The sequence below is a fragment of the Cupriavidus sp. 01L46 genome (assembly GCF_056399905.1).
Map to the genome: position 1 here is coordinate 1 of NZ_JBFTSF010000509.1, position 2,509 is coordinate 2,509.

General features: G+C 67.5%; 1 protein-coding gene and 1 pseudogene. Both read left to right on the top strand.

Annotated features, from left to right (window positions below):
- On the top strand, positions 1-2,049 hold a 2,049-nt coding region (locus tag AC1DS3_RS37625), incomplete at its 5' end, for an ATP-binding protein (RefSeq protein WP_477129248.1).
- Between the two features lie 146 nt (positions 2,050-2,195).
- A pseudogene (locus AC1DS3_RS37630) lies at positions 2,196-2,509 on the top strand (DUF3363 domain-containing protein); the annotation flags it as partial.

The window sequence follows — 2,509 nt, forward strand, 5'->3', positions numbered from 1 at the left end:
CTCAACGGGTTCTACGATCTCGTGCGGGCCAGCTACGCGGTGAGCCAGCGCGAGACCAACTCGTACGATGAGGCGTTCCGCCTGGTCGCCACGGGACGCGCGGATGCCACCATCTCCAGCGTCTTCATGGCCGACCACATGCTCAAGCAAGCCTATGCCGGCCAGCTCAAGGTCGCTGCGGCCGCGGGCGGCGTGCCGCTGGAAGTCGGCGTGGGTGTCAGCAACCAGCACCCGGAATTGCTGGGCATCATCAACAAGGCCATCCTCAGCATCTCGCGCGACGAGCTCGGCGCCATGCGCGCGCACTGGACGGAACCCAGGCCGCCGGGCTTCACCTGGCGCCAGTTCATGCCATGGCTGATGGCTGGCGCGGCCGCACTGCTGCTGGTTAGCCTGCTGTTTCTGGCCTGGGTGGCCTCGCTGCGCCGGCAGGTGACCCAGCGCACCGCGGCCGAGCGTGCCTTGCAGGACCAGGTCGCGTTCCAGACGGCAGTGCTCGACGGCATTCCCCAGCCCATCTACCTGCGCGACAACCAGTTCCGCATGATCACCTRCAATACCGCCTACGAAGCGGCGCTGGGCACGACGCGGCGGGCGCTGGCCGGGACCGGGCCGGCCTTCGTGCACCCCGCCTTCAATCCCGATATCAGCCACCAAGACTTGATGGCCGTTTATCAACGCGTGCTGCGCACCGGCCTGCCGTTCAGCGCCGATCGCCAACTGACCATCGGCAACGCGCCGCGCAGCGTGATCAGCTGGGTGGTGCCGCTGCGCCGCGCCAATGGCGGCACGGCGGGCATCGTGGGGGGCTGGATCGATGTGACGGAACGCCAGCAGATGCTGGCCGAACTGGCTGCCGCCAAGAACCGCGCCGAGGCTGCCAACCGCGCCAAGTCGACATTCCTGGCTTCGATCAGCCACGAGATACGCACGCCGATGAACGCCATCCTCGGGATGCTGGAACTGGTGCTGACGCGCCGGCACGCCCAGCACGAGGATCGCGAGCAACTCGATACGGCGCATGGCGCGGCCACATCGCTGCTGTCGCTGCTGGACGATATCCTGGACCTCTCCAAGATGGAGGCCGGCCAGTTCACGCTGCAACCCCGTGCCGCCAGCCTGCGCCAGGGCCTGCATGAAGTCACGCAGATGTTCGGTCCCGTCGCCTCCCAGAAGGGCGTGGCCTTGAACGTCTGCGTGAGCGATGACGTGGCGCCGGCGCACCGCGTGGATATCCTTCGCATGAAGCAGGTCATCAGCAACTTTCTCTCCAATGCCATCCGCTTCACCGAGCGCGGCAGCGTGGATATCCGGCTCGACGGCTGTGCCGCGCCGGGGGCCTCGCAAGCGCTGTGCCTCAGCATCAAGGACACTGGCATCGGCATTCCCGCGGAGGCGATCGGCAAGCTGTTCCGGCCCTTTTCCCAGGTGGAGTCAACGGAGCGCGCGAACACCCGCGGCACCGGCCTCGGCCTGTCCATCGCACAAAACCTGGTACGCAAGATGGGGGGCGAGATCACCCTGGAGAGCGAGCCGGGACGCGGCACGCAGGTGCTGGTGCGCCTCAGCCTGGAGGTTTCGGCTTCGCAGCCCCAGGCAGACGCGCCGCCGGCCGGCAACGCGGGCGTCGCGCTGTTTGCGCCAGGCACCCGCGTGCTCGTCGTGGACGACCACGCGCCCAACCGGTTGTTGATGGAACGCCAGCTGGAGCGGCTTGGCATTACCGTGGAGACGGCGGAGAACGGCGCCGTTGCCTTGCAGGACCTGCAGCGGCGCCCTGCGGACCTGATCATCTGCGACTGCATGATGCCGGTGATGGATGGCTTCAGCCTGGCCCGTGCGGTACGCGCGCGCAAGGATGCGCTGGGCCGCATCCCCATCATCGGCTGCACCGCGAGCGCGCAGCGCGAGGATCACCTGCGTGCGCTGGCCGCGGGAATGAGCGAAGTGATGGTCAAGCCGGTGGGACTGTCCACGCTGGAACGCGCGTTGCGCGGGCATCTGTGCAGCGGCACTCACACAGCCGAGGGCAACGCTCAACCGGGCTAGCTGCCGGGAGGCAGCGGTTGGGATCGGGCCGGCGTCACCGGCAATCCCAGTTGCACCAGGTACAGGTCGAGCGCCGAGCGTGCCAGTGGTGGTAGCGCCACTTACCCCACTCGATTTCCCTTGCCGATCAAGTGCAGCCAGTAGTCGAGCATCACGGGCAGCGCCTTGTTTTCGCACGCAACCTGTTGGCGACGCTGCGCGGGCGCGATCTGGCGCAGGCCGCGAAGGACATTGCCGCCGAAACCKGCCTGGAGCATCGGCCAGCGGCCGACGGGCAGCGCGTGTCCGGCATCTACCGGCACAACCTCATGCTCGCCAGCGGGCGCTACGCGATGCTCGATGACGGCATGGGGTTCTCGCTGTTGCCGTGGAAACCGGTAATCGAGCTGCGGCTAGACCAGCAACTCGCCGCAACGGCGCGCGGCGGAGGTGTGTCATGGGAGATTGGGCGGCAACGTGG